The 21,821-nt window shown below is 63.3% G+C and carries 20 protein-coding genes; 9 read left to right on the top strand and 11 right to left on the bottom strand.

Annotated features, from left to right (window positions below; all coding sequences use genetic code 11):
* Positions 1-11: 11 nt before the first annotated feature.
* The 5 genes from OJ996_RS09810 to OJ996_RS09790 all read right to left on the bottom strand — a co-directional run bounded on the left by OJ996_RS09810 (position 12) and on the right by OJ996_RS09790 (position 4,161).
* On the bottom strand, positions 12-2,069 hold the full coding sequence (locus tag OJ996_RS09810; RefSeq protein ID WP_264513373.1) for a TonB-dependent receptor: 2,058 nt from the start codon (positions 2,067-2,069) through the stop codon (positions 12-14).
* 106 nt (positions 2,070-2,175) lie between these two features.
* Entirely contained in the window at positions 2,176-2,718 is a 543-nt protein-coding gene (locus OJ996_RS09805) for a hypothetical protein (protein ID WP_264513372.1), read from the bottom strand.
* Between the two features lie 105 nt (positions 2,719-2,823).
* Positions 2,824-3,441, bottom strand: a complete 618-nt coding sequence (locus OJ996_RS09800) for an RNA polymerase sigma factor (protein ID WP_264513371.1) — start codon at positions 3,439-3,441, stop codon at positions 2,824-2,826.
* Positions 3,419-3,883, bottom strand: a complete 465-nt coding sequence (locus tag OJ996_RS09795; RefSeq protein ID WP_264513370.1) for a periplasmic heavy metal sensor — start codon at positions 3,881-3,883, stop codon at positions 3,419-3,421. The genes OJ996_RS09800 and OJ996_RS09795 overlap by 23 nt, the downstream gene beginning before the upstream one ends.
* Entirely contained in the window at positions 3,880-4,161 is a 282-nt protein-coding gene (locus tag OJ996_RS09790) for a hypothetical protein (RefSeq protein ID WP_264513369.1), read from the bottom strand. The genes OJ996_RS09795 and OJ996_RS09790 overlap by 4 nt, the downstream gene beginning before the upstream one ends.
* A 157-nt stretch (positions 4,162-4,318) precedes the next feature.
* Between OJ996_RS09790 and OJ996_RS09785 the strand changes: the two genes are divergently transcribed.
* Both OJ996_RS09785 and OJ996_RS09780 read left to right on the top strand, forming a co-directional pair.
* Positions 4,319-6,610, top strand: coding sequence for a DUF7133 domain-containing protein (locus OJ996_RS09785; RefSeq protein ID WP_264513368.1), 2,292 nt, complete (start codon positions 4,319-4,321; stop codon positions 6,608-6,610).
* A 68-nt stretch (positions 6,611-6,678) separates the two neighbouring features.
* Complete coding sequence (locus tag OJ996_RS09780; protein WP_264513367.1) at positions 6,679-6,912, top strand: hypothetical protein; 234 nt, start codon at positions 6,679-6,681, stop codon at positions 6,910-6,912.
* Positions 6,913-7,326: 414 nt separating this feature from the next.
* Here the strand turns inward: OJ996_RS09780 and rpsD are convergent, their stop codons facing one another.
* From rpsD to OJ996_RS09760, 4 genes are all read right to left on the bottom strand, one after another.
* The gene (rpsD, locus tag OJ996_RS09775) at positions 7,327-7,938 is read right to left on the bottom strand and encodes a 30S ribosomal protein S4 (protein WP_264513366.1); all 612 of its coding nucleotides are present in this window, start codon (positions 7,936-7,938) and stop codon (positions 7,327-7,329) included.
* A 19-nt stretch (positions 7,939-7,957) separates the two neighbouring features.
* Positions 7,958-8,512 carry a 30S ribosomal protein S11 gene (gene rpsK, locus OJ996_RS09770; protein WP_345783777.1) on the bottom strand — a complete coding sequence of 185 codons (555 nt, stop codon included), beginning with the start codon at positions 8,510-8,512 and terminating at the stop codon, positions 7,958-7,960.
* A 31-nt stretch (positions 8,513-8,543) separates the two neighbouring features.
* The gene (rpsM, locus tag OJ996_RS09765; protein WP_264513365.1) at positions 8,544-8,912 is read right to left on the bottom strand and encodes a 30S ribosomal protein S13; all 369 of its coding nucleotides are present in this window, start codon (positions 8,910-8,912) and stop codon (positions 8,544-8,546) included.
* Positions 8,913-9,044: 132 nt separating this feature from the next.
* Complete coding sequence (locus tag OJ996_RS09760) at positions 9,045-9,686, bottom strand: 3-keto-disaccharide hydrolase (protein ID WP_264513364.1); 642 nt, start codon at positions 9,684-9,686, stop codon at positions 9,045-9,047.
* 116 nt (positions 9,687-9,802) lie between these two features.
* Here OJ996_RS09760 and OJ996_RS09755 point away from each other — a divergent pair, with 116 nt between their 5' ends.
* From OJ996_RS09755 to OJ996_RS09730, 6 genes are read left to right on the top strand one after another with little or no spacing between them, the layout of a single operon-like run.
* The gene (locus OJ996_RS09755; protein WP_264513363.1) at positions 9,803-10,840 is read left to right on the top strand and encodes an AAA family ATPase; all 1,038 of its coding nucleotides are present in this window, start codon (positions 9,803-9,805) and stop codon (positions 10,838-10,840) included.
* On the top strand, positions 10,837-11,247 hold the full coding sequence (locus tag OJ996_RS09750; protein WP_319800688.1) for a four helix bundle protein: 411 nt from the start codon (positions 10,837-10,839) through the stop codon (positions 11,245-11,247). The genes OJ996_RS09755 and OJ996_RS09750 overlap by 4 nt, the downstream gene beginning before the upstream one ends.
* A gap of 39 nt (positions 11,248-11,286) precedes the next feature.
* Entirely contained in the window at positions 11,287-12,183 is an 897-nt protein-coding gene (locus tag OJ996_RS09745; protein WP_264513361.1) for a DUF58 domain-containing protein, read from the top strand.
* Positions 12,184-12,186: 3 nt separating this feature from the next.
* Positions 12,187-14,184 carry a BatA domain-containing protein gene (locus OJ996_RS09740; protein ID WP_264513360.1) on the top strand — a complete coding sequence of 666 codons (1,998 nt, stop codon included), beginning with the start codon at positions 12,187-12,189 and terminating at the stop codon, positions 14,182-14,184.
* Complete coding sequence (locus OJ996_RS09735) at positions 14,181-14,891, top strand: hypothetical protein (protein WP_264513359.1); 711 nt, start codon at positions 14,181-14,183, stop codon at positions 14,889-14,891. Before OJ996_RS09740 ends, OJ996_RS09735 begins: the two co-directional genes overlap by 4 nt.
* A gap of 9 nt (positions 14,892-14,900) precedes the next feature.
* Positions 14,901-17,129 (top strand): hypothetical protein, encoded by a 2,229-nt coding sequence (locus tag OJ996_RS09730; RefSeq protein ID WP_264513358.1) that lies wholly within the window; start codon positions 14,901-14,903, stop codon positions 17,127-17,129.
* Positions 17,130-17,140: 11 nt separating this feature from the next.
* Here OJ996_RS09730 and OJ996_RS09725 read toward each other — a convergent pair whose 3' ends face one another.
* Together OJ996_RS09725 and OJ996_RS09720 are read right to left on the bottom strand one after the other, a co-directional pair.
* Entirely contained in the window at positions 17,141-18,688 is a 1,548-nt protein-coding gene (locus tag OJ996_RS09725; protein WP_264513356.1) for a FecR domain-containing protein, read from the bottom strand.
* Between the two features lie 42 nt (positions 18,689-18,730).
* Entirely contained in the window at positions 18,731-19,306 is a 576-nt protein-coding gene (locus OJ996_RS09720; protein ID WP_264513355.1) for a sigma-70 family RNA polymerase sigma factor, read from the bottom strand.
* A gap of 180 nt (positions 19,307-19,486) precedes the next feature.
* Between OJ996_RS09720 and OJ996_RS09715 the strand changes: the two genes are divergently transcribed.
* A complete protein-coding gene (locus tag OJ996_RS09715) occupies positions 19,487-21,772 on the top strand; it encodes a thrombospondin type 3 repeat-containing protein (protein ID WP_264513354.1) in 2,286 nt (761 codons plus the stop codon).
* The last annotated feature ends 49 nt before the right edge of the window (positions 21,773-21,821 follow it).

Genomic DNA, 21,821 nt, shown 5'->3' with positions numbered 1-21,821 from the left:
CCTTCCCTGCCTCACCAGTACCAGGTCACGCTCGCCCGCAGCGTGCGGGGCTCCGCCGGGTGGAAGTGGATATCCTCCACCCCCGCCGCGCCCTCACCCGGCAGGCGGGACGCGTAGTAATACTCGATGTCGTTGTCCGCTCGGTCGAGCAGGTTCAGGCAATCCAGCGCCACTTCGCAGCTCTCCCAGCGGTAGCCCACCCGGGCATTCACTTGAAAGGAATCGCTGCTCTGCACGCCCTTGGTCGCCGTCAGCGGGCGCTCCGAGAAATAGCGCGCCCGCATCGCGCCGAAGAGTCCACGCTCCTCGCCAAGCGTGAAGCCGCTCGAAACCACCACCGGCACCTGGTTCTCGATCCACGGGCCACCGGTCGCCCAAATATCATTGTAGCGCCCCTCCGCCAGCGAGACCTCGCCATCGAAGCTGAACCAATCCGCCACACGATAGTAGGCCGCGAATTCGACGCCATAGCGCGTCGTCGGCGGGCCGGCATCGACGTTCCCCGCATCGCCCACGTAGAGTAGCTCGGAATCGTTGAAGAGCGCCCAGAGCGCCACCGTGGTGGTCAGGCAGTCCGACCACTGGCTGCGCACACCCAGCTCCGTGCCCCAAGTGCGGACCAGCGGATCCACCGCAGCGGCGGGCGTGCCCGTATTCGGGTCGACCTTCAGCGTCACGCCGCGGGCGTCGTTGCTATGGAAGCCGCCGCCGAGGTTCAGGTAGAGCTCATGATCGTGCCATGGGCCGAAGATCAAGTTCAGCTTCGGCACCACCATGCCGTCGATGTCGCTGCCGCTGTTGGCTGCCAGGTCACTGTTCACGTCGAAGGCGAAGAGATCGCCACGCACTGCCGCCTCCGTGCGGAACCAGTCGTTCCATTTCGTCTTCGCCTGCACGTAGAGTGAATAGCTGCCGGTAAAGACGTCGTCCTCGCGCACCGGGGTCACATCGTTGCGGAAGCGCGTGCGTGCCAGACCGAGGTCGCTGATCCAGTCATTGTGCGTCTGGAAGCCCACCGTGTAGGTGGTCTCCGCACCGAAGAGGCTGCGATTCTCGAAATCCACCGCGATGTCCGCCCCGGCGAAGGCCCGTGCATCGCTCTGGCGGAACTGGTCGCCATTCACCGGGTCATCAAGGAAGTAGGTGAAGTTCGAGAACAGATCGAGATCGTAGTAGCCCGCGTAAGCCTTGCCGCGCACCACGAAGTCGCCCTCGCGCATCCCGAAGTTGGTCGAAAGCGAGTAGCGCTGCGATTGCCCGCCATTGCTCGGATCGATGAAGCCGAAGCGATCAAGCTGGCCCGCCTGCACCGCCCGCAGCGGGATCTGGTCGGTGGCACGCCACTCGCCCTGCGATCCCATCAGGGTGACATTGAAGTAGTTGTCTTCATCCCCCTTGTGCCAGCGCAGTAGGCCGTTGAAGCGGTGAACATCCTCCGGCAGTGCCCACGGCCCCTCATACCAGCTCGCTTCGCCACCATAGGTCAGCACGCCTCCACCCAGCGCCACCGAATCGCCGAAAACCCCGCGCCAGTAGTTGTCCTCGCCCATGGTGATGCCCGCGAAGCCGCGTGGCAGCTCGTCCACCAGGATGAACTCCGCGGAGCCCGCCGTGCTCAGGTCACCACGATGCGCGGCGAAGGGTCCTTTCTGATAGTCGAGCCGCTCGACGAACTCCGGGATGATGAAGTTCAAGTCCGTGTAGCCCTGCCCGTGGGCATGCGCCCGGTAGTTCGCAGGCATGCCATCCACGAAGGTCCCGAAATCCGTGCCGTGATCGAGATTGTAGCCGCGGACGAAATACTGGTTCGCCTTACCATCGCCGGAGTGCTGCGTGACGATCAGCCCGGGCACCGTCTCCAGCAACTCGCCACGGCGCAGCCACGGCCGCTCCAACAATTCCTCCCGTGAGGACTGCCCCTGCGAGGCGGCTTGCGCCTCACCGAGCAGGTTCTCCGCCTTACCCGTCACCACGATGGGTTCGAGCGCATCTTGGGCAGCAGCCACCCCCGTCAGCAGCGCGAGGGCGAGGATGGAACGGCGAAGAGAGGAGCGAAGAGAAAGGGGCATCACGTTCTGGAACGAGTCGCCCGCGGAGATCCCATGATAAAAACGATCTCGTCACATGCCCGCCCAAGGAGAGGGTGCGTCTCGCGCCCCTTTTCCTTCTTGGATCTTACTGAGAAGCGTCCTTTCTTCCACGGTTCCAGTCCAATTCGGAAGCTTCCCCGAGGATCAGCGGCATCTGTGTAGATGAAAGCCCTTCAGAGACCTTCTTGGAGCCAACCCATGTGTCCCCATCGCTCTTGGAAAACGTGGTGAGGACAACCTCCGTCCCGACAACAACAGGATCCTCCAACCTGACGGCAACCCTGAAGTGGTAGTCTTTGCCCTCCGGATGGAATTCGATGATCATGTAATCCGGAAGAGATCCCTCGTCGGATTTGTCATGATTCCACGATCCCGAGACGGACATTAGCCAAGGCACACCAACCTCGAAGACGGCGTCTCCGGCATCATTGACACTCTTCTTCGACGATAAGATCCCACGCAGAAACTTGGGAAGCTCGAGAACCCTACCTTTAATGGAGAGCTGGTTCTTGTCGGGGAGGATCACGCAGGGACTGTACTGCTCAGGGAGGCCGGTGATTTGATCCCCGGCAATCTTCAACTTGGTGTCTCGATGAGCATCTGCATGAGAAACGGTCAGAAGATACATCCCACAAGAAAGCAAGAGGGCCTTCAAATGCGCTGGAGTGGCAGTCATGAGTCCTTATCCGACCAAGCTTCTGGTGCGGGAAGACATTTCTAGCCCCGAACAAAACTAGCGTTCCTCCCCGCCCCACCACGCCGCCAGCTTCTCCCGCGCCCGATAAAGCCGCCCCTCCACCGCACGCTCGGAACATTTCAGGATAACCGCACACTCGCCGTGGCTCAAGCCCTCCAGGCAAGACAGCACCAGCACGTCCCGTAGCCCCGGCGGCAACTGAGCCAAACCGCGATCCAACTTCACGAGATCCGCATGCCTCACCGCCACCTCGTCCGGGCTGGGACGCGAGCAGGCCATCTCTCTCAAGCACGCGTCCTCGGAATCCGTTAGCCGTTCTTGCTTGGCCCGCCCTGACTTCAACTGATCGCGACAGAGATTCAGCGCGATCTGGAACAACCATGTCCCCAGCCGCGCCTTCGGCTTGAACGATGCCAGCGCACGATGCGCCCGGATGAAAGTATCCTGACAGGCTTCGCGCGCATCACCTGCATCCCGCAGGTAGTGAAAGCAGAAATGGTAGATCCGCTGCTGGTGGCGCTCGATCAGCTCGCAGAAGGCCGATTCGCAGCCCGTCTGCGCCGCGCGAATCAGCTCCCGCTCCGCCGCCTCATCCGCAGTGATCGCAGGCAGCCCTGCAAGCGCCGCGATCTCAGTCAGGGAGGATACTGTCATGGGTCCACTGCAAAAGCTTCTCCGCCTGCGCGGGATCAAGGTGCTCCTTCATCGCGAAGAAGTGATCGAGAGTCGCGCGTTGGAGCTCGGCTTGGGCCGCATTCAGGCGCTTGAGGGCGGCCTCCACCTCCGGGGATTCCGCCTTCCCCTGCCGCACTGCATCGGCGAGCGCGCGCCCTGCGGCGGAGATTTCGTTCCGCAGGTCTAGCCGCTCCTTCTCGAAGGCGGTCTCCACTGGCTCCAAGGCATCGTGCTGGGCGGGAGTGAGGGAAAGCTGCTCGTGCATCCATGCGTGAAAGTCCGCCTCCGAGTGCGAGCCGTGACCGTGATGCCGTTTGTCGTGCTCCGGATGATCCACAAGGCGCAGGACCAGCAGCGAGGTCCCCGCCGCCAAAAGCACCGTGACAGCAACCCACAGGAATCGAGCCCGCCCCATGCTCATGGAGTATCAAAAGGCGCTTGGACTGCGGGCTTGCCGAAGACCGACAGGCGGGGTGGAGCGGTGGATTTCTCCGGAGCGGCGCTGCCCAAACTGATCGCCAGAGCCGTGACAACCGCCGCCATCGCCGTGATGGCCAAGCTCAGCACCGGCTCCTTCTTCCGCCGTCGCTCGGCTTTCAGGCGCCCGATCACGCTGGCCGCGAAGTCCACCGGCAGAGGCTCCGGACGCTCCCGCCGCGAATGCCCGAGCACCGTATCCAAGGACTCCGCATCTTGCATGCATGCAGGCTAGCCAAACGACTTCGCCTGACGAAACTAAAAGCGTGCGACTTCCCTCTCGGGCGTACACCAACCCTCGAAATCCTGTCATACAAATTTTGACTTTTCGCCGGACTTATCGAAGATCCGCCGAAACGCACCCGTATTCCGCAAACCCATGCGCCTACCGACTTTCGCGGCTTTCGCCCTCGGCACCCTGTCTCTTTCCGCCCAGCAGGGCGACAAGAAGGAGCACGGAAATATGGACCCCGTCGTGCCCGAGGACCTCATCCCGCCCTCCCCGGTCCTGCCGGTGGATCAGGCGCTGAAGAGTTTCCAGATCGCCCCGGGATTCGTGATCGAACCGGTGGCCACCGAGCCTTTGGTGGAGAAGCCGGTCTGCCTCGACTTCGATCCCGCGGGCCGCATCTGGGTCTGCGAGATGCGCGGCTACATGCCGGACATCGATGGCAAGGGCGAGAGCGAGCCGCTCGGCCGGATCAGCGTGCTGGAAGACAGCGATGGCGATGGCAAGGCGGACAAGAAAACTGTCTTCCTCGACAAGGTGCTGCTGCCCCGCGCGGTCTGCGTCTACAACGACGGCATTCTCTTCCTCGATGAGAACCGCCTCTGCTGGCAGAAGCGCGATGGCCTGACGCCCGTGGGCGAAGCCGTGGTGATCGATGGCAAGTTCAACGGCGGCGGCAACGTGGAGCACAAGCCGAACGGGCTGATGCCGAATCTGGACAACTACCTCTACCTCGCGAAGTCCGACAAGCGCCTGCGCCGCAATGGCGACAAGTGGCAGATCGAGGACACCACCTTCCGCGGCCAGTGGGGCATCGCCCGCGACGACTGGGGCCGCCTCTACCACAATCACAACTCCGCCTTCCTCTTCGGCGAGAGCCTCGCGCCGAATCTCCTGCAAGGGAACCAGGCGGTGAAGCTGAAGTTCAACGACAACAACGCGCTGGGCAGCAACCGCACCTGGCCGATCCGCGTTACCCCCGCGATCAACCGCGCCTACATGTCGAAGGAGAACGGCTACAAGGAGCAGACCCTCGATCCGAAGACGCACAAGCTGATCAACTGCACCGCGGCGGCGGGCATCACCGTCTATCGCGGCACGAATTTCCCGAAGGACTGGTACGGCATGGGATTCAGCACCGAGTCCTGCGCGAACCTGGTGAAGGCCATCAAGATCACCGAGAAGGACGGCAAGCCCGGCGGCACGCATCCGCTCGGGGAGAAGGAATTCCTGGCCTCCACCGACGAGCGCTTCCGCCCCGTGAACGTCTACTCCGCGCCGGATGGCTCGCTCTACCTGGTGGACATGTATCACGGCATCATCCAGCACAAGACCTACCAGACCAGCTACCTGCGCCAGCAGCACCTTGCCCGCGGCCTCGACAAGCCGGGCTTGGGTCACGGCCGCATCTACCGCATTCGTAGTACTTCCGGTAAGCTGGAGCCCAAGACCGACATCGCCGCGCTGCAGGGTCTCGATCTCGTGAAGATGCTCATGCACGACAACGCATGGCATCGCGAAACCGCGCAACGCGTCCTCGTCCAGCGCAAGGATGCCGCCACCATCCCCTTCCTGGAGAAGCTCGCGGCCAATGGCAGCCCGGTCGCCCGCGTGCATGCCTTCTGGACGCTCGAAGGCATGGGCGCGCTGAAGGCCCAGCATCTCGCCGCTCCGCTGAAGGACAAGGACGCGAAGGTCCAAGCTTCCGCACTCTGGGCTACCACGCGCTTGGATGCCTCCGAGCTCTCCAAGCTGGAACCGATCCTCGTTTCCCTGAAGCCAGCCGAGATCGAAGACGCTCCCTACCTCGCCCGCGCGCTGGGCCCGGTCGGCACGCCGAAGGCCCTTGAGGCGCTGGCCAAGCTGCTGAAGGACGAGTCCAAGGCCCGCTTCATCCGCGAGGCCGCCATCTCCGGCCTGCACGGCCACGAAGCCGAATTCAAGAAGCTCGCCGATCCGAAGGACAAGGCGCTCGCCGGATGGCTGGAGCAAGGTGAGAAGAACGCCAAGCCCGACACCCAAGGCCCGGGCCTCAAGGGCGCGGAGCTTGCCTCGTGGACCCGCGGCAAGGCGCTCTACGCCGGTGAAGCCGTGTGCTTCAGCTGCCACGGCCCGGACGGCAGCGGCGTGACCCAGCTCGGCCCGCCCCTTGATGGCTCCGAGTGGATCACCGGCAAGCCCGAGACCCTGGTGAAGATTCTCCTTCACGGCATGACCGGTCCCGTGACCGTGGCCGGCGAGACCTACACGCCCAGCACGGACATGCCCGCGCTCGGCATGAACCCGATGTTCACCGACGAGAAGATCGCCGACGTGATGACCTACGTCCGCAACGAGTGGAGCAACAAGGCCCCCGTCGTCACCCCTGCCGAAGTGAAGAAAGTCCGCGAAGCCACCAAGGACCGCAGCGGCCGCCCCTGGACCGAAGCGGAGCTGAAGTGACGGCCGTCGGATCCGCCCCGCACACCTCGAGCATTGCAAGCAGCCCGTTTCTGCACTAAAGGTAGTCCATGAAGGCAAGCTACGAGTCCATCATGGATGCGGCCCTGCAACTCGATGACGCCGACCGTCGCCGGGTGGCAGCGCATCTCTGGGACTCTATCGGTAAACCTCTGCCTCATCTCGAAGAAACCGAGCTCGATGACCTCCTTGATAGGCGCGAAGCGGAACTGGATCAGGACTCATCTCTGGAGATGAGCCACGACGAGTTCATGGCCCGCTTTCTCCATCGACGCCGCGCGTGACCCTCACGTTCCACCGCGCCGTGCAGCAGGAGGTCACCGAAGCCTGCGAATGGTATGACGCCCGCAAGGAAGGCCTGGGAGACGAATTCTTCCAAGAACTGGAAGATGTCTTGGATCTAATCCGGAAAAATCCTCAAGGGTTTCCGTTGGCATCACTCGGCCGCCGTCGTGCAAGACTAAAGCGCTTTCCCTTCGCCGTCTGCTATCGGATCTTGAGCGATCGAGTGCGGATCTTGGTGGTGCACCACGAGAGGCGGCATCCCTCCTATGGCTTGGGCCGCAGATGACGAAAATGGGACGTTTCCCAACCAGTAGCCAAACAGCTGCGCTCCGACAGCGAAAGCCTTCCGGCCCCAAACAAAAAAGCCCGGAGTTTCCTCCGGGCTTCTTCGAAATGGGTCGATCCTCTCCGGATTAGCGGGAGTAAAGTTCGACGATCAGCTGCTCGTTCACGAGCGGGTTGATGTCGGCCTTGTCCGGGATACGGGAGATGGTGCCTTCGAGCGCCTCCTTGTCCAGCGTCAGCCAATCGGCCAGCGGGGAGGACTGGGTCAGGTCGATCATGCGCAGCGCGAGCTGCTGGGAAGACGGCTTGCCGCCCACCTTGATCTTGTCACCCGGCTTCACTTGGTAAGAGGCGATGTCCACGCGCTTGCCATTCACGAGCACGTGGCCGTGGTTGACGAGCTGGCGGGCAGCCTGGCGGCTGTTGCCGAAACCGAGGCGGTAGCAGACGTTGTCGAGACGCAGCTCCAGAAGCTGGAGGAGGATCTCGCCGGTCACACCACGACGGCGGGCGGCTTCTTCATAGTAACCGCGGAATTGCTTTTCGAGCACTCCGTATTGGAAGCGAAGCTTCTGCTTTTCGCCAAGGGCGACGGAGTAGTCGCTCTTCTTTTTGCGTCCAGCGCGCAGGCCGTGCTGGCCCGGCGGGAAATTGCGGCGCTCGAGCGACTTCGAGGAACCGAAGAGAGCCACGCCGAAGCGGCGGCTGATCTTGGTGGTAGGACCGGTATAGCGAGCCATGATCTTGAAAAATTAGCGATTAGACGCGGCGCGCCTTCTTCGGACGGCAACCGTTGTGCGGGATCGGGGTGACGTCCTTGATCGCCAGCAGTTCGATACCGAGCGCTTGCACGGCACGGACGGCGGACTCGCGACCGGAACCCGGGCCCTTCACGCGGACTTCGGCTTCCTTCAGACCGTGGCCCATCGCTTGGCGACAGGCATCCTGGGACACCACCTGAGCGGCGTAGGCCGTGCTCTTGCGGGAACCCTTGAAGCCCATCTTGCCGGCGCTCGACCAGCCGAGCGTGTTACCGTTCGAGTCGGTCACGCTGACGATGGTGTTGTTGAAGGTGGCGGTCACGTGGACGATGCCACGGGAGATGTTCTTGGAACCCTTGGCCTTGTGGACCTTGATCTGGGTTTCCTCGGCGCCGGCGATCTCGGCGAAAATGTCGCGCTTCTTGTCGTCCTTCTTGGGAGCGACGGCTTCTTCAGCCTGCGGCGCGGCGGGAGCGGGAGCAGCCGGGGTCGCAGCGGCAGCAGGAGCCGCGGCGGCTTCCGGTGCCGGTGTGTTGGTTTCTTCGTCAGCCATTTCGGAAAAAAGGTTCGGAGTTCAGCGCGGCTTACTTCTTCACGCCCACCGTGCGGCGCTTGCCCTTGCGGGTACGGGCATTGGTGCGGGTGCGCTGGCCGCGGACGGGCAGACCGCGCTTGTGGCGGATGCCACGGTAGCAGTTGATCGAGGTAAGGCGCTTGAGCTGAGCCTGCTTCTCACGGCGAAGGTCACCTTCGATGATGATGCCTTGGCTCTGGATCACGGTAGCGATCTTCACGAGCTGGTCTTCGGTCAGCTGACCGGTGCGGATGTCCGGATCAATGCCGGATTGCTCGAGAATACGGCCGGCGGTGGTCGAACCGATGCCGTACATGTACTGCAACGACGCTTCGATGCGCTTCTCGTTGGGAATTTCGATACCGAAAATACGTGCCATGTGATGCTGTGGTGAGCGGGGATCCGAATGGGTATAGGGACGCGAAACCGTGTCCGGCTGCCCGAAGCGGGCGGGCTGTTTAGCAGACGACCCCCCTCTGGCAAGTGGAAAACCGAAATTTTCCGCCGATCTTTAGAGCTCTTTGATCCGGATGGCGCGGAACCAGACCTCGTCACCATGGTCCTGGAGCAAAATCCGCCCCGCCCCGGCCTCGGCGAAACCTTCAACCTTCGCGAACTTGCTAGCCTTCTTCCCGGCCGCCCACTCCTTGCTGCCAGTGTCGATCTTCAGCGTCAGCTTGCCGTTCAGCCAGTGCTCCAGGGTGTTGCCCTTGGCAACCACCTTCGAGGTGTTCCACTCCCCCGCGGGCTTGAGGTCCTTCTCCTTGGCAGCGGGAATCACCTCGTAGAGCGAGCCTGCGCTGGTGTCCGCCACCTTGCCGTTCGGGTGCCCGGCATCGTCCAGAACCTGATACTCCGCCCCGATCCAGCCGGCCGGGGTCTTCCGCAGGCGGTATTTCACCCCGCTGTTCCCGCCCTTCGAGATCTTCCACTCAAACTCCAGCTCGAAGTCCGCATACTCCTTCTCGGAGACCAGATCCCCTCCACCACCAGCGCGATGGATCACCCCGTCCTTCACCTCCCAGCCTTTGCCGGGCTCGCCGCCCTTGGCCGAGTTCCAGCCCGTCAGGTCCTTGCCGTTAAAGAGGGAAACCGCTTCCGGAGCCGCCATCGCGGATCCAGCCAATACCAATGCCCATGCGAGTGACTTCATGTTGTATGACAGCTTATGAATGATCCCCGCTTCGGCAAGCGGGATTCGTTTCATCCGCCTCGACAACGGCGGGTCCCTCTCTAGCTTGGTTGAAATTCCGAAAACAGCTTCATTTCATGGAAGAGACCAGCGCTGCCCCCGACACCCACACGGACCACCAACTCCCCCCCGACGATGTCGCGGCGATCGACCAGCTCGGAAAAACCTACGCCGCACTCAAGGCGGAACTCGGCAAGGCCATCATCGGCCAAGACAAGGTCATCGAGCAGCTCGCCATCTGCCTCTTCGCCCGCGGCCACGCCCTGCTGATGGGCGTCCCTGGTCTGGCCAAGACCCTGCTCGTCTCCTCGGTCGCCAGGACCTTCGACCTGACATTCAACCGCATCCAGTTCACCCCGGACCTGATGCCCGCGGACATCACCGGCACGGACATCATCCAAGAGTCCGGCGTCGGCGGCCGGCGCGAGTTCGAGTTCGTCCGCGGCCCGGTCTTCGCGAATATCGTGCTCGCGGACGAAATCAACCGTGCCCCGGCCAAGACCCAGTCCGCCATGCTGGAGGCCATGCAGGAGCTCAAGGTGACGGTTCTCGGTCGTAGTTACGATCTCCAGCCGCCCTTCTTCGTCCTCGCCACCCAGAACCCGGTCGAACAGGAAGGCACCTACCCCCTGCCGGAAGCCCAGCTCGACCGCTTCATGTTCCTGATCGAGGTGGACTACCCCAGCGCGGAGGAGGAAAAGCGCATCGCCCGCGAGACCACCGGCACCGCCCGTGCCGCTCTGAATCACCTGCTCGATGGCCATGCCGTGATGGCATATCAGCAGCTAGTCCGCCGTGTGCCGGTGCCAGAACACCTCTACGACTACGCCGTCTCCATCGTCCGCAAGACCCGCCCCGGCACACCGGAGGCCCCGGCATGGATCAAGGACTACGTCGCTTGGGGCGCCGGACCGCGCGCCGTGCAGTATCTCATTCTCGGAGCCAAATCCCGCGCCGCCCTCCGTGGCAGCTACATGGCCAGCATCGAGGATTTGGAAGAAGTCGCCATCCCCGTCCTCGGACACCGGGTGATCACGAACTTCGCCGCCGAGTCCCAAGGCATGACCTCCAAGAAGGTGGTGGAGCGGCTGGTTGCGGAGATGAGGGACGAATGAGACACCAGATACCAGAGGCCAGAACCAAGACACGAGAGATGCACTCACACAATTTTGAGAATCTAGAAGTGTGGAAGAGAGGCTGCCGATTGGCTGTGAATGTTTGTGTAGGATCTCACGGCTCCCGTGACTTCGCACTCAAGGATCAGATCCAACGTTCCGCCATTTCGATTCCGTCGAATATTGCAGAAGGGTCGGAACGTCCTAGCATCGCCGACTTCTGCCGCTTTCTGGGCTACAGCAAGGGGTCCTGTGGAGAACTGAGAACTCAGTTGATGATTCACCGTGAAGCTTGTCGTGAGCTGGGAATCGAGCCCTTTGCGAAGACCGAAGGAATGATCGAGGAGACTGGCGAGATCTCACGCATGCTTGCAGGCCTGATTCAGAAAATCGGTTCGAGCTCTTAGTAATCTGGATTCTGGTTTCTGGTCTCTGGAATCTTTCGGATGAAATACGACTTCCTCGATAGCGGCATGCTCGCCCGGCTTGGTGCGATCCCATTGGAGACGCGCCAACCGATGATCGGCAACGTGGCGGGCAAACACCGCTCCCCGCACCGCGGCTCTTCCGTCGAGTTCGCGGAGTACCGCAAATACGTCGCAGGCGACGACACCCGCCGCCTCGACTGGAAGGCCTTCGCGCGCTCGGACCGATTCTACATCAAGGAATTCGAGGCCGATACCAACCTGCGCGCCTACTTCGTGGTCGATGCCTCCGGCTCGATGAAGTTCCATGGCCAAGGCGAATCGAAGATCGCCTACGCCAACCGCATCGCCGCCTCCCTCGCTTACTTGCTGGTGAACCAAGGCGATGCCGCCGGCCTCTCGGTCTGCACGGACAAGCTCCACCTCGAAGTCCCGCCGAGCCGTCGCCCTGCCCATCTGCAACACATCTTCGAGACTCTCGGCAAGCTGGAGCCTTCCGGCGATACCGGCCTGGTCGCCGCCCTGCATGTCATTGCGGAGAAGATCAGCCAGCGCGCCTTCGTCGTCATCCTCTCGGATCTCTTCACCGACTCGCAGGCCTTCTCGGATGCGCTCCAGCATCTGCGCTACCGCAAGCACGACATTTGCGTCTTCCACCTCATGGACCCGCAGGAGCTCGGCTTCGAGTTCGATCGCCCCCACCGCTTCGTCGACATGGAGGACGGCACCTCGCTCGTGGTGGAGCCGAATCTCATCTCGGATGAGTACCACAGCGCCCTGCGCGACTTCCTGACAACAACGCGCAACAAGTGCCACGACGCCGCCGCGGACTACCAGCTGGTCCCGACAAACACCCCGCTCGAGCCCCTGCTCCGTGAGTTCCTCACCGCGCGCCTTCCGAAGAAGGGGCATTCATAGCCGATGACTTTCCTTCAACAATCGATGCTCTGGGGGCTGCTCGCGGCCAGCATCCCCATCATCATTCATCTGCTGAACCGCAGGCGGCACAAGACCGTCATGTGGGCGGCGATGCAGTTCCTGCTCAAGGCGACGCGGGAATCCCGGGGAAAGAAGAAGCTCCGCCACATTCTCATTCTTACTTGCCGCGCCCTCGGAGTGGCCGCGCTTGTCACGGCTGCCGCGCGTCCGCTCGTCAGCGGGCTACTCGGCTGGGGCGGTGGCAAGCCCGACCTCGTGGTCCTCATCCTCGACCGCTCCGCCAGCATGGAAGCCACGCCGCATTCCGGCACCGTGCCCCGACGCGAGCTCGCCCTCGAGCGCATCCGCGATGCCTTGGCCGATCTCGGCGGCACGCGGCTCGTCTTGCTCGATAGCGCCTCCGGCCAGCCACAGGAGGTCCCCAGCCCGGATGTCCTGAACCAGATTTCCACCACCACGGCCACCGATACCACCGCGGACTTCTCCACGCTCGCGAGCCGCGCCGCCGAGTATCTCATCGAGACACCCGGTCGCGCCGAAGTCTGGATCGCCTCCGACTTGCAGAAGTCGAATTGGAAGCCGGATAATGATCGCTGGACCTCCGTCCGCGCCGCGCTCGCCTCGCTGCCGCAGCCGCCAAAGCTCCGCATCCTCTCGCTCGGCGGCGAGCCTTCGCCGAACCAAGCCATCCGCATCCTGTCCTCCCGCCGCGCCGGCAACGAACTGGTGCTCGATATCGAGATCACCCGCAGCGAGGACTCTACGGCACCGCTCAATCTACCGCTCAGCTCGACGATGAACGGTGTCCGCAACATGACGAATGTCACGCTGGCCGGACAAAACTTCCGTTTCCGCAAGTCCCTGCCCATCCCGCCCAACCAGGAGTCCGGCTACGGTTGGCTCTCGATTCCCGGCGATGGCAACCTGCGCGACAACGCGGCCTTCTTCGCCTACGGACCTTCACGCCCCGTGAAGAGCCTGCTGGTCGCACCACCCGGCGAGGCTACGGAATACCTTTCGATCGCCATCGCCCCGGGTGGCCATGGCGGTCAATCGGTAGAACGCAAGGATCCCGCCCAACTCTCGCGCCTCGAGCTCGAAGATGTGGCCGCCGTCTTCTGGGCTGCCCCGCTTCCCACCGGACAACTCTCCGAATCACTCAACCGCTTCCTCGTCGATGGCGGGGAGCTCGTCTTCTTCGCGCCGCAGGGCGAGAGCAACGCCGAGTTCCTCGGGATCAAATGGTCGGCCATTACCACATCGGAAGCGGGCAAGTTCTTCATCCTCGATTCCTGGGATCACGAGGATGGTCTCCTGCGCGATGGCCTCGATGGCACGCCCATCCCCGCTGATCGCTTCAAGGCCCTCAAGCGGCGCCTTCCCGAGGGCGAGGCCGCCGTGCTCGCCCGCTGGGATGATGGCAAGACCTTCATCACCCGTCGCGTGGTCGACCGCGGCACCGCGTGGTTCGTCGGCTCACAGCCGGACTACACTTGGTCGAATCTCGGCGATGCCGACGTGCTGCTCCCCGTCGTGCAACGCGCGATCGCTGAAGGTGCCGAGCGCTTCGATGCCGGCTATCTCGCGAACATCGGCAGCCGGGCCGCCGCACCGCGCCCCGGCGAATCCCGCACCCGTCTCGATGACTACGGCGCGCCCGTACCCGCGAATGAAGCCTTCGAAGCTGGCATCCATCGCTTCGGTGAGCGCACCATGGCCCTCAACCGCCCCGCCGCAGAAGATGATCCGGAGATCATGACCCGCGAGATGCTGAACAACACGCTCGAGGGCACCGGCTTCAGCTTGTTCGAGGACAGCCGCACCACCGTCTCCGCCTCCAGTGGCCCCAGCGATATCTGGCGCGGCTTCCTTGTCGCCATGCTATGCTTCCTGATCTCGGAGGCCCTGCTCTGCCTGCCGAAACGGAGCAGCCAAGCCACGGCCGAACCCGGCACACGGAATCCCCCGGTGAAAGCATGATCAGCAGCGCCGCCATCCCGGAAAACACCAAGCCGAGATCCCGGTGGATCTGGGGTTGGTTCTGCTATGTCTTCCTTTCCGCAGGGATCGCAGGCCTGGTGATCGTGGGGCGGCTGAGCAGTTACTTCGACGGCCTCGCCCTCGGGCAGAGCGATACGCTGTTCTCCATGGCGATCACGGGCATGCTGGTGCTCAGCCTCCTCCTGCTTCTTCCACTGGGACTCTTCGCCCTCTATCGGATCATCCGGGGCAGGGATCATTGGCTGAAGCTCGCCATCCTGCCGTTCCCCCTTCTGGCATTGGTGGGCCCGCGTTACATTCCCCTGCCCACCTTCAATCAGGGCGTGATCGAAACCCTGCGAGCCAAGACCACCGCCGCGGACTTCGTGAAGGCGGTGAAGACCACCGCCGCCGCGCCGCCGAAATGGCTCGTGGTTAGAAAGGATCTCACGACCGAACAAGACCACTGGCCGGAACAGCAGAAGTGGCTGGCGGCCACCGCGCCCTTCGATCGGATCTCACTCCAGCCTCAACCGAAGATCTACCTCGAGTCGCAAACCCTGCTCATCGAATGGGGCGGTCCCCTCAGCCGGCGCTGGGGTCTGGCGCTTTCCGCCAAGACAGGAGTGAAGCCGGAGATCCCCTCCCATGCGGCCCACTCCGAGGAGATCTATCCGGAGGTCTGGCTCTTCAATATTTATCTCTAGCGCGTTCCCTTGTCCTTCAGCCTCCACAATCTACAGTTCACCACCAGCCCCGCGATGCTCGCCGTGGGCTTGGCCGCGCTTCTCATCGTGGGCGTGCTCTGCTTCCTCTCGTGGAAGCGCAGTCCCCACCCGCGCCGCACCGCGCTGCTGGAGGGCCTGCGCTTCCTCATCGCCTTGATCGTGGTCGCCATGCTGTGGAAGCCGGAGTGGCTCACCGTCATTCATCCGCAGACCAAGCCGCGCATCGCGATCCTCTGGGATGCATCCAAGTCGATGGACACTCTCGATGCCGAGGTGCCGCAGATCTTCTCCCCCAACCGCAGCGTGATCTCGCGCAAGGACTGGACCCGCATGGCGCTCGATAGCCCGCTCTGGGCGCCCATCGCGGATGGCGAGAAGAACGATCTAGTCGACCGCTCCTTCTCCGCGCCGCCGGAAGATCCCGCGCAAGTCCCGCTCGCCGGCACCGATCTGAGCAGCCCCGTGGAGGATCTGCTAGAGAACGAGACCAATCTCCGCGCCGCCATCCTCATCTCGGATGGCGACTACAATATCGGCCAGCCGCCGGTCGTGGCCGCGCAGAAGCTGCTCCAGCGCGGCGTCCCGCTCTTCACCATCCCGGTCGGCAGCAAGAAACGCCTGCCGGACCTCGATCTCCTCTCCGTTACCGCCCCCGCCTACGGCATCGTGGGCGAGAACGTGCAGATCCCCTTCACCGTCCGCTCCTCGCTCGACCGCGAGGTCCGCACCATCGTGCGGCTGCGGGATGACACCGGCCGCGAGAAGACCAAGGAGATCACCCTGCCCCCGGGCCAGCCGACCTACGATGCCATCCTCTGGCGCTTGGAGAAGGAAGGAGCCTCGACCCTTGAGCTCTCCATTCCGATGGCGGATGGCGAGCTGATCGAGGCGAACAACTCGCGCAAGTTCACGCTCTCCGGTCGCCCCGAATCGATCAAGGTGCTGGTGATCGAGACTCTCCCGCGCTGGGAGTATCGCTACCTGCGCAATGCCCTCTCCCGCGATCCCGGCGTGGAACTCTCCTGCCTGCTCTTCCACCCGCAGCTCGGCAAGGGCGACGGCCCCGACTACATTCAGGACTTCCCTTCCAAGCCCGAGGACCTCGCCAAATACGACGTGATCTTCATCGGCGATGTCGGCGTCGCGCCCGACCAACTCACCAAGGACCAATGCGAACTCCTGCGCGGTCTGGTGGAGAATCAGGCCAGCGGCATCGTTTTCATGCCCGGTCCGCAAGGGAACCAATTCACCCTGCAGGATACCGCCCTCTGGGATCTCATGCCGGTGATCATGGACAATGAGAACAAGCCGGGCTTCCACGATCCCGTCGCCTCTCCTCTCACCCTTACCGGAGAAGGCCGCAGCTCGCTACTCACCATGCTGGCGGATTCAGAGGAGGCGAACCCCGATGTCTGGCGCGCTCTCCCCGGCTTCCACTGGCATGCTCCCGTGGTGAAGTCGAAGGGCGGCACCGAGGTGCTGGCCGTGAACGTGAACCGCCGCGGCCGCTTCGGTCCCACCCCGCTGATCGTCACGAAGACTGCCGGCAACGGCAAGGTCCTCTTCATGGGCATCGACTCCGCCTGGCGCTGGCGCCGCGGCGTGGAGGACAAGTATCACTACCGCTTCTGGGGTCAGGTCGCGCGCTGGATGTCCTACCAACGCAACATGGCCGCCGGCGAACGCGTGCGCCTCTACTTTACCCCGGAGCGCCCCGTGCCCGGCGACACCGTCACCTTCAATGCGAATGCCTTCAATGCCGCCGGAGCCCCGCTGGAGGAAGGCAATGTCTATGTCGATGCCACCGCGCCGGATGGCACCAAGGAACGCATCGCGCTCGAGAAGAACGACACCGCCTGGGGCGCCTTCTCCGGTCGCATGAAAGTCAGCCTGCCCGGCGAATGGACGCTCCGCGCCTCCATCGATGAAGCGGGTGCCGAACCGATCGAAACCAAGCTCCTTGCCCAAGGTGTGGAGCTCGAACAAACCGGCCAGCCCGCCCGACCCGAAGTCCTCGCGGAAATGGCCCGCATCGCGAAGGGTCGCATGATCACCCCGGATCAACTCCCCGAGCTCATCAAGGAGATCGAGGCCCTGCCCGAGCCCCGCCCGATCGAGAACCGTCTTCCCCTCTGGTCGCACTGGGCCAGCGTCGCCCTCGTCATCCTCCTGATGTCCGTGTTCTGGACCGGTAGGAAGCTGAACGGAGCCTTCTAGGCCGTAGCCAATTACTCCGCCACCGGCAGCACCGACTCCCAGCTCAGCCCCGTGCGGATCTCGTCGAACACGCTTGGAAACAAGCCGCCTGCCCGGCCTGAACGCACCACGATCCGGTCCACCATCGGCACATCCTGATAGCGGAAGCGCTGTTTCGCCGAGGACTCCGGCTGACCCGGCACCGGGTCCACGAAGATATCCGTCACCAAGCGCGTCCGATCGATCCGCACGACAAACAGGTGCGGCTTGTCATCCAGCGGCAACCCGTAGGCATCCTGGGCATCGCTCTGCTTCAAGCGCGAACCGTAGGAGTTCGCCGTGCTCAGCTTGCCGATGAAGAGTTCCTCCCGGTCACCGTGGTAGAGCAGCAGCCCGGCGAAGCATCCACCCGCATCTTTTTCCGGATTCTGCATCAGGAAGCTCAGGTAGCTCACCCCCACCGGCGGAAACATCATCGGGTCGATCCTCAGCAGCGCGCCCACACCCGTCTCACCCGTGCTCCTTACGGAGCCGCCGCTGGTTCTCAGCCGCTTCTTCTCCATGGAGTAGGATAGCCCCTCGTCCTGAAATGTTCCCGCTCCCTCCCACGCCCGGCCCGCTGGTGTCCCCAGCGCACGTGCCTTCACTCCGTAGATTCCTCCGGCCGCATAGCCGCTGAAACTTTCCTCGAACCTCAGCGTCTCGGGTTTGGAGGCCGCCTCGTCGCTACGAGTTCCATAGTAGCTCTCCACCGCATCCGGGAATCCGTCCCCATCCCGATCCTCCAGCACCGGGTTCAGCGGCACCAGCAGTCGCTGCGCCAGGAACTCGGTCGCCTCCAGCTTCCCGCCTTTCAGCACCGCCGCGTTCTCGCCCTTCAAGCTCTGGAAGGGTGTCGCAGCCCCCGCTCGCGCCTCGACCAGTCCTTCCAGCACGTGCACCTCGGTTCCCGTCTGGGCATCGGTCGCCGTTACGAAGCGGGTTCCCAGATCCACCACCTTCCCGTCCACCGTATCCACGGTGAAACCATGCGCGTAGGTCGGCGCGTAGGTGCTGATCCGGCCCTTCTCCAGCCGGATCTTGTCCGGACCATCGATCTGCAATTCCGCCGGCCCCCGCACCTTCAGCCTCGCTCCGCCGCGCATGGCAATCCCCACTTCGGACCCGTCCGGGATCTTCAGAGCGCCTTTCTCAAGCGGCTGCCCGATCCTCAATCCCGCATCCTCGGCCGGCCTATCCGCATCCGTGATCGTGGCCAGATGGCCGCCTACCGGTGTCGGGCCCGTCTTCCCACCCAGACGTAGCCCCGCCAGATACGAAGCCGTCGCCAGCAGCGCCACACCCGCAGCGATGCCCGCGAGCCGCGGCCAGCGCGGGAGAGGAATCACCTTCGGATTACCCTTCGCGAAGGGATGCGGCAGGCTCTCCATCTCCAGACTCGTCTCCGCCAGCAACGCCGCGAGATAGGCATCCCGGTTCGCGGGATCCTTGCGCACGGATTCTTCGAACTCGCGCAACTCGGCCTCCGTGAGGTCGGCTGACTTCAGGCGCTCGATCCAGTTGTCCCAGTCGGGGTTCATCAAGAGGGTTTGTAGGAGGCTTACTTGGAAATCGGCTTCAGGTCACACTTCAAACGTTTCTTTGTCTCCCTCCGCCGCGGAGCGCCGCTTCAGGATGCAGTTCTTCAGTTGGGCCCGGATCCGGAAAAGCTTCTGCTTCAATGCACCTTCAGTGGTCTGCCAGCGCGGCGCGATTTCCTCCAGCGGCACCCTCGCCTGGTAGCGCAGTTGCAGCAGCCGGGCGCTCTCCTCGGGCAGCAGCTTGCGGCACTCCGCCAGTGCTTCCAGCCAGCCTTCGCTCTCGTCAGCCTTGGTCTCCGCACCTTCCGCCAGATGCATGAGGAATTCCTCGCTCGCGCTCGCCGCTCGCTTCGCCTCGTGTCGCCGCAGGTAGGTCAGGCATTCGAAGCGGGCGATCGCGAAGGACCACGACTTGAAATCGCTTCCCGGCATGAACTGCCCCCGCTTCCGGATGATCACCGCGTTCACATCCTGCAGCACATCCCGCGCATCGTCCGGGTTGAACACCATCGTGCGGATGAAGAAGTAAATGCGGTGCTGATGGGAGATCAGCAGGGTCTCGAAGTCATGGGCAGCCGCATCTTCCGGCAGCGGATTGAGGGGACCGTCGCCTCTCATCGGGGAATCAAAGCCATGCGGCAATTCCCCGAGGAGTTCAACCAGGACCTGAGCGAATCATCGCGAACTCCCCGCTTGGGACAATATTTTCACATCACCCCGTAACCTGGTGCGGGGTCGGGCGTAAGCCCTCGTCTTGCCCGCCGGAGAACCCCCGCGCGAGCTTCACGAAAACCCGCCATGAACCTAGGACACCTCTGCCTTACCTCCTGCCTCCTCGCCTCGGCATCGCCCGCCTTCGCGGACATCTTCGCCCGTGAGGACTTCAACTACGTCGATGGACCCCTCGCCTCCAGCAACGGCGGACTCGGCTGGATGTCCCCTTGGGCCAACGCCGGCGGCACCCCTACCGTCGCCGGCGGCAAGGGCACCGTCAGCGCGGTGGCCAACCAGCAGGCATCCCGTCTCATCTCATCCCTACAGGAACCACCCGTGGGCGGATCCAAGACCGTGTGGGTTTCCTTCGAAGGCCAGCAGACCACGAATGTCGCCGGCACCACTTCCACCAGCAGCTACGGCGGTCTGGGACTCTACCGCGGCGGCACGGAGCAACTCCTCATCGGCAAGTCATGGCCCGGTGACTACCAGTGGAAGGCTGGCGCAGGTGCCGCGCTCGTCGGTCCCGCGGTTCCCGTGTCGACTCTCGCGCTTACCAAAATCGTTGCCCGCATCACGATGGTGGACGGTGCGAACGACACCCTCGATGTCTGGCTCAATCCCGCTGATACCAGCAGCGTCGCTGCCCTCGGAGCACCACAGATCACCCGCACGGATGCCGATCTTTCCTTCGACACCCTGCGCATCCGCTCCGGCGAGGGAGATGCCGCGGTGACCGCGGAATCATGGGCTTTCGATGCCGTGACCGCCGGGGACGAGCTGGCCGATGTCGTCGCCTCCGATAGCGATAACGACGGCATGCTCGATGCCTGGGAACTTGCCAACGGTCTCGTCGTCGGCGTCAACGATGGGGGCGGAGACGCGGACGGGGACGGCTCGACCAACCTCGAGGAATACCAGCGCAGCACCGACCCTAACAACTCTGACACCGATGGCGACGGCATCGGCGACAAGGAAGAAAGCGGCACAGGCATCTTCGTCAGCGCCACCAATACCGGCACCAATCCCACCCTCGTCGATACCGATGGCGACGGCTTCCTCGACGGTGAGGAGAACAACAGCGGTACCTTCGTGAGCACCACCAACCCCGGCACCAATCCGAACCTCCTCGATACGGATGGCGATGGCTACGAAGACTCTTACGAGGTGACTCAGGGCTCCAATCCGAATTCTGCTTCATCCACCCCTCCCACCGGCGACCTCACCTTGGTCGGCAGCGACAACTTCTCGTATGATGACGGCCTCGTCGCGGGACTCCAAGGCGGCAGCGGTTTCGACTATGAGAATAGTAGGACGAACAACTTCTTCGTCGGCCACACCACTACCGGCACCTCGGATTGGGATGATGTCTTCGGTGTCTCCGACGTTGTCGGCGGTAAGCTCCGAACCATGGACAGCGGTGCCAAGCGCGAGTTCAACGGCCCCGGCGAAGGCAATGTCGCCGGCAGCGACGAGCACCTCGGCGCAGTCAACCAAGAGGTCAATACCGTCGGGCGCGTCGTCTATCTCCGTGCCGATATGAAGCGCGGCGCCGCCAGCACCTGGAGCGGCATCTCCGCCTTCGACTTCGGCACCGAGCGCGTCTTCGCCGGCGTCGTGACCGCACCCAACCCCGTCTCAGGTCAGCGCGAATTCAGCATCGGAGCCCCCGCCGCCACCCCGGTCTACAGCGGCATCGTCCCGATCGCCGGACGGGATTACACCCTGATCCTGAAGCTCGACTACGAACTGGACTTGATCAGCTTCTGGGTGAATCCGGATCTCTCCGCCCCGGAGTCCGCGCCTACCCTCACCACGCCATTTACCCAGACGAACTGGACCACCGCCATGCGCCTCGGCTCCGGCGGTACGGACAGCACGGAGTGGGACAATGCCGTCGTCGCCCGCCAGTGGTCCTCCCTCTCGGTGTTCCCCGGTGTGATCCCGGCGGATGACGACTATGCCGCATGGATCGCGGGCTTCCCGGTCGGAACCAAAACCGGTTTCGACGCGGACCCGGATCACGATGGCTTGGCAAACGGCATCGAGCAGGTGCTGGGCAGCAACCCCTCTGTTCCCGGCCAAGGCCTTCGCGAACTCCTTCCGCTCGCCCCCGGCTCCTTCCGCTTCCGCCATTCGCTCACCAATGTGCCCGCCTCTGATGTCAGCTCCGCCTACGAGTGGTCATCCGACTTGGAGAACTGGCATGCCTCCGGCGGAACCAATACCGCCGGCACCAGTGCCACGATCACCCGAACGGTGATCGAAGACCGCACCGCACCGGAAACGGATGAGGTCGAAGTCACACTCACCATCACCGGAGGCCCCGCCACGAAGGTTTTCGCCCGCCTCCGGGCGGACCGCCCCTAAGCGCGGTTTTCCAGGATAGCCCCGCCGGGATTTGGGTTTCTCCGGCGGG

The sequence above is a fragment of the Luteolibacter rhizosphaerae genome, assembly GCF_025950095.1.
In the GTDB taxonomy this organism is placed as follows: Bacteria; Verrucomicrobiota; Verrucomicrobiia; order Verrucomicrobiales; family Akkermansiaceae; genus Haloferula; species Haloferula rhizosphaerae.
This window is presented reverse-complemented; position numbering and strand designations above follow the sequence as displayed.

What these genes read in the sequence shown, in the direction of transcription:
- OJ996_RS09810 (WP_264513373.1), bottom strand. Translation starts at nt 2,069, where the DNA reads ATGCCCCTTTCTCTTCGCTCCTCTCTTCGCCGTTCCATCCTCGCCCTC.
- OJ996_RS09805 (WP_264513372.1), bottom strand. Translation starts at nt 2,718, where the DNA reads ATGTATCTTCTGACCGTTTCTCATGCAGATGCTCATCGAGACACCAAG.
- OJ996_RS09800 (WP_264513371.1), bottom strand. Translation starts at nt 3,441, where the DNA reads ATGACAGTATCCTCCCTGACTGAGATCGCGGCGCTTGCAGGGCTGCCT.
- OJ996_RS09795 (WP_264513370.1), bottom strand. Translation starts at nt 3,883, where the DNA reads ATGAGCATGGGGCGGGCTCGATTCCTGTGGGTTGCTGTCACGGTGCTT.
- OJ996_RS09790 (WP_264513369.1), bottom strand. Translation starts at nt 4,161, where the DNA reads ATGCAAGATGCGGAGTCCTTGGATACGGTGCTCGGGCATTCGCGGCGG.
- OJ996_RS09785 (WP_264513368.1), top strand. Translation starts at nt 4,319, where the DNA reads ATGCGCCTACCGACTTTCGCGGCTTTCGCCCTCGGCACCCTGTCTCTT.
- OJ996_RS09780 (WP_264513367.1), top strand. Translation starts at nt 6,679, where the DNA reads ATGAAGGCAAGCTACGAGTCCATCATGGATGCGGCCCTGCAACTCGAT.
- rpsD (WP_264513366.1), bottom strand. Translation starts at nt 7,938, where the DNA reads ATGGCTCGCTATACCGGTCCTACCACCAAGATCAGCCGCCGCTTCGGC.
- rpsK (WP_345783777.1), bottom strand. Translation starts at nt 8,512, where the DNA reads ATGGCTGACGAAGAAACCAACACACCGGCACCGGAAGCCGCCGCGGCT.
- rpsM (WP_264513365.1), bottom strand. Translation starts at nt 8,912, where the DNA reads ATGGCACGTATTTTCGGTATCGAAATTCCCAACGAGAAGCGCATCGAA.
- OJ996_RS09760 (WP_264513364.1), bottom strand. Translation starts at nt 9,686, where the DNA reads ATGAAGTCACTCGCATGGGCATTGGTATTGGCTGGATCCGCGATGGCG.
- OJ996_RS09755 (WP_264513363.1), top strand. Translation starts at nt 9,803, where the DNA reads ATGGAAGAGACCAGCGCTGCCCCCGACACCCACACGGACCACCAACTC.
- OJ996_RS09750 (WP_319800688.1), top strand. Translation starts at nt 10,837, where the DNA reads ATGAGACACCAGATACCAGAGGCCAGAACCAAGACACGAGAGATGCAC.
- OJ996_RS09745 (WP_264513361.1), top strand. Translation starts at nt 11,287, where the DNA reads ATGAAATACGACTTCCTCGATAGCGGCATGCTCGCCCGGCTTGGTGCG.
- OJ996_RS09740 (WP_264513360.1), top strand. Translation starts at nt 12,187, where the DNA reads ATGACTTTCCTTCAACAATCGATGCTCTGGGGGCTGCTCGCGGCCAGC.
- OJ996_RS09735 (WP_264513359.1), top strand. Translation starts at nt 14,181, where the DNA reads ATGATCAGCAGCGCCGCCATCCCGGAAAACACCAAGCCGAGATCCCGG.
- OJ996_RS09725 (WP_264513356.1), bottom strand. Translation starts at nt 18,688, where the DNA reads ATGAACCCCGACTGGGACAACTGGATCGAGCGCCTGAAGTCAGCCGAC.
- OJ996_RS09720 (WP_264513355.1), bottom strand. Translation starts at nt 19,306, where the DNA reads ATGAGAGGCGACGGTCCCCTCAATCCGCTGCCGGAAGATGCGGCTGCC.
- OJ996_RS09715 (WP_264513354.1), top strand. Translation starts at nt 19,487, where the DNA reads ATGAACCTAGGACACCTCTGCCTTACCTCCTGCCTCCTCGCCTCGGCA.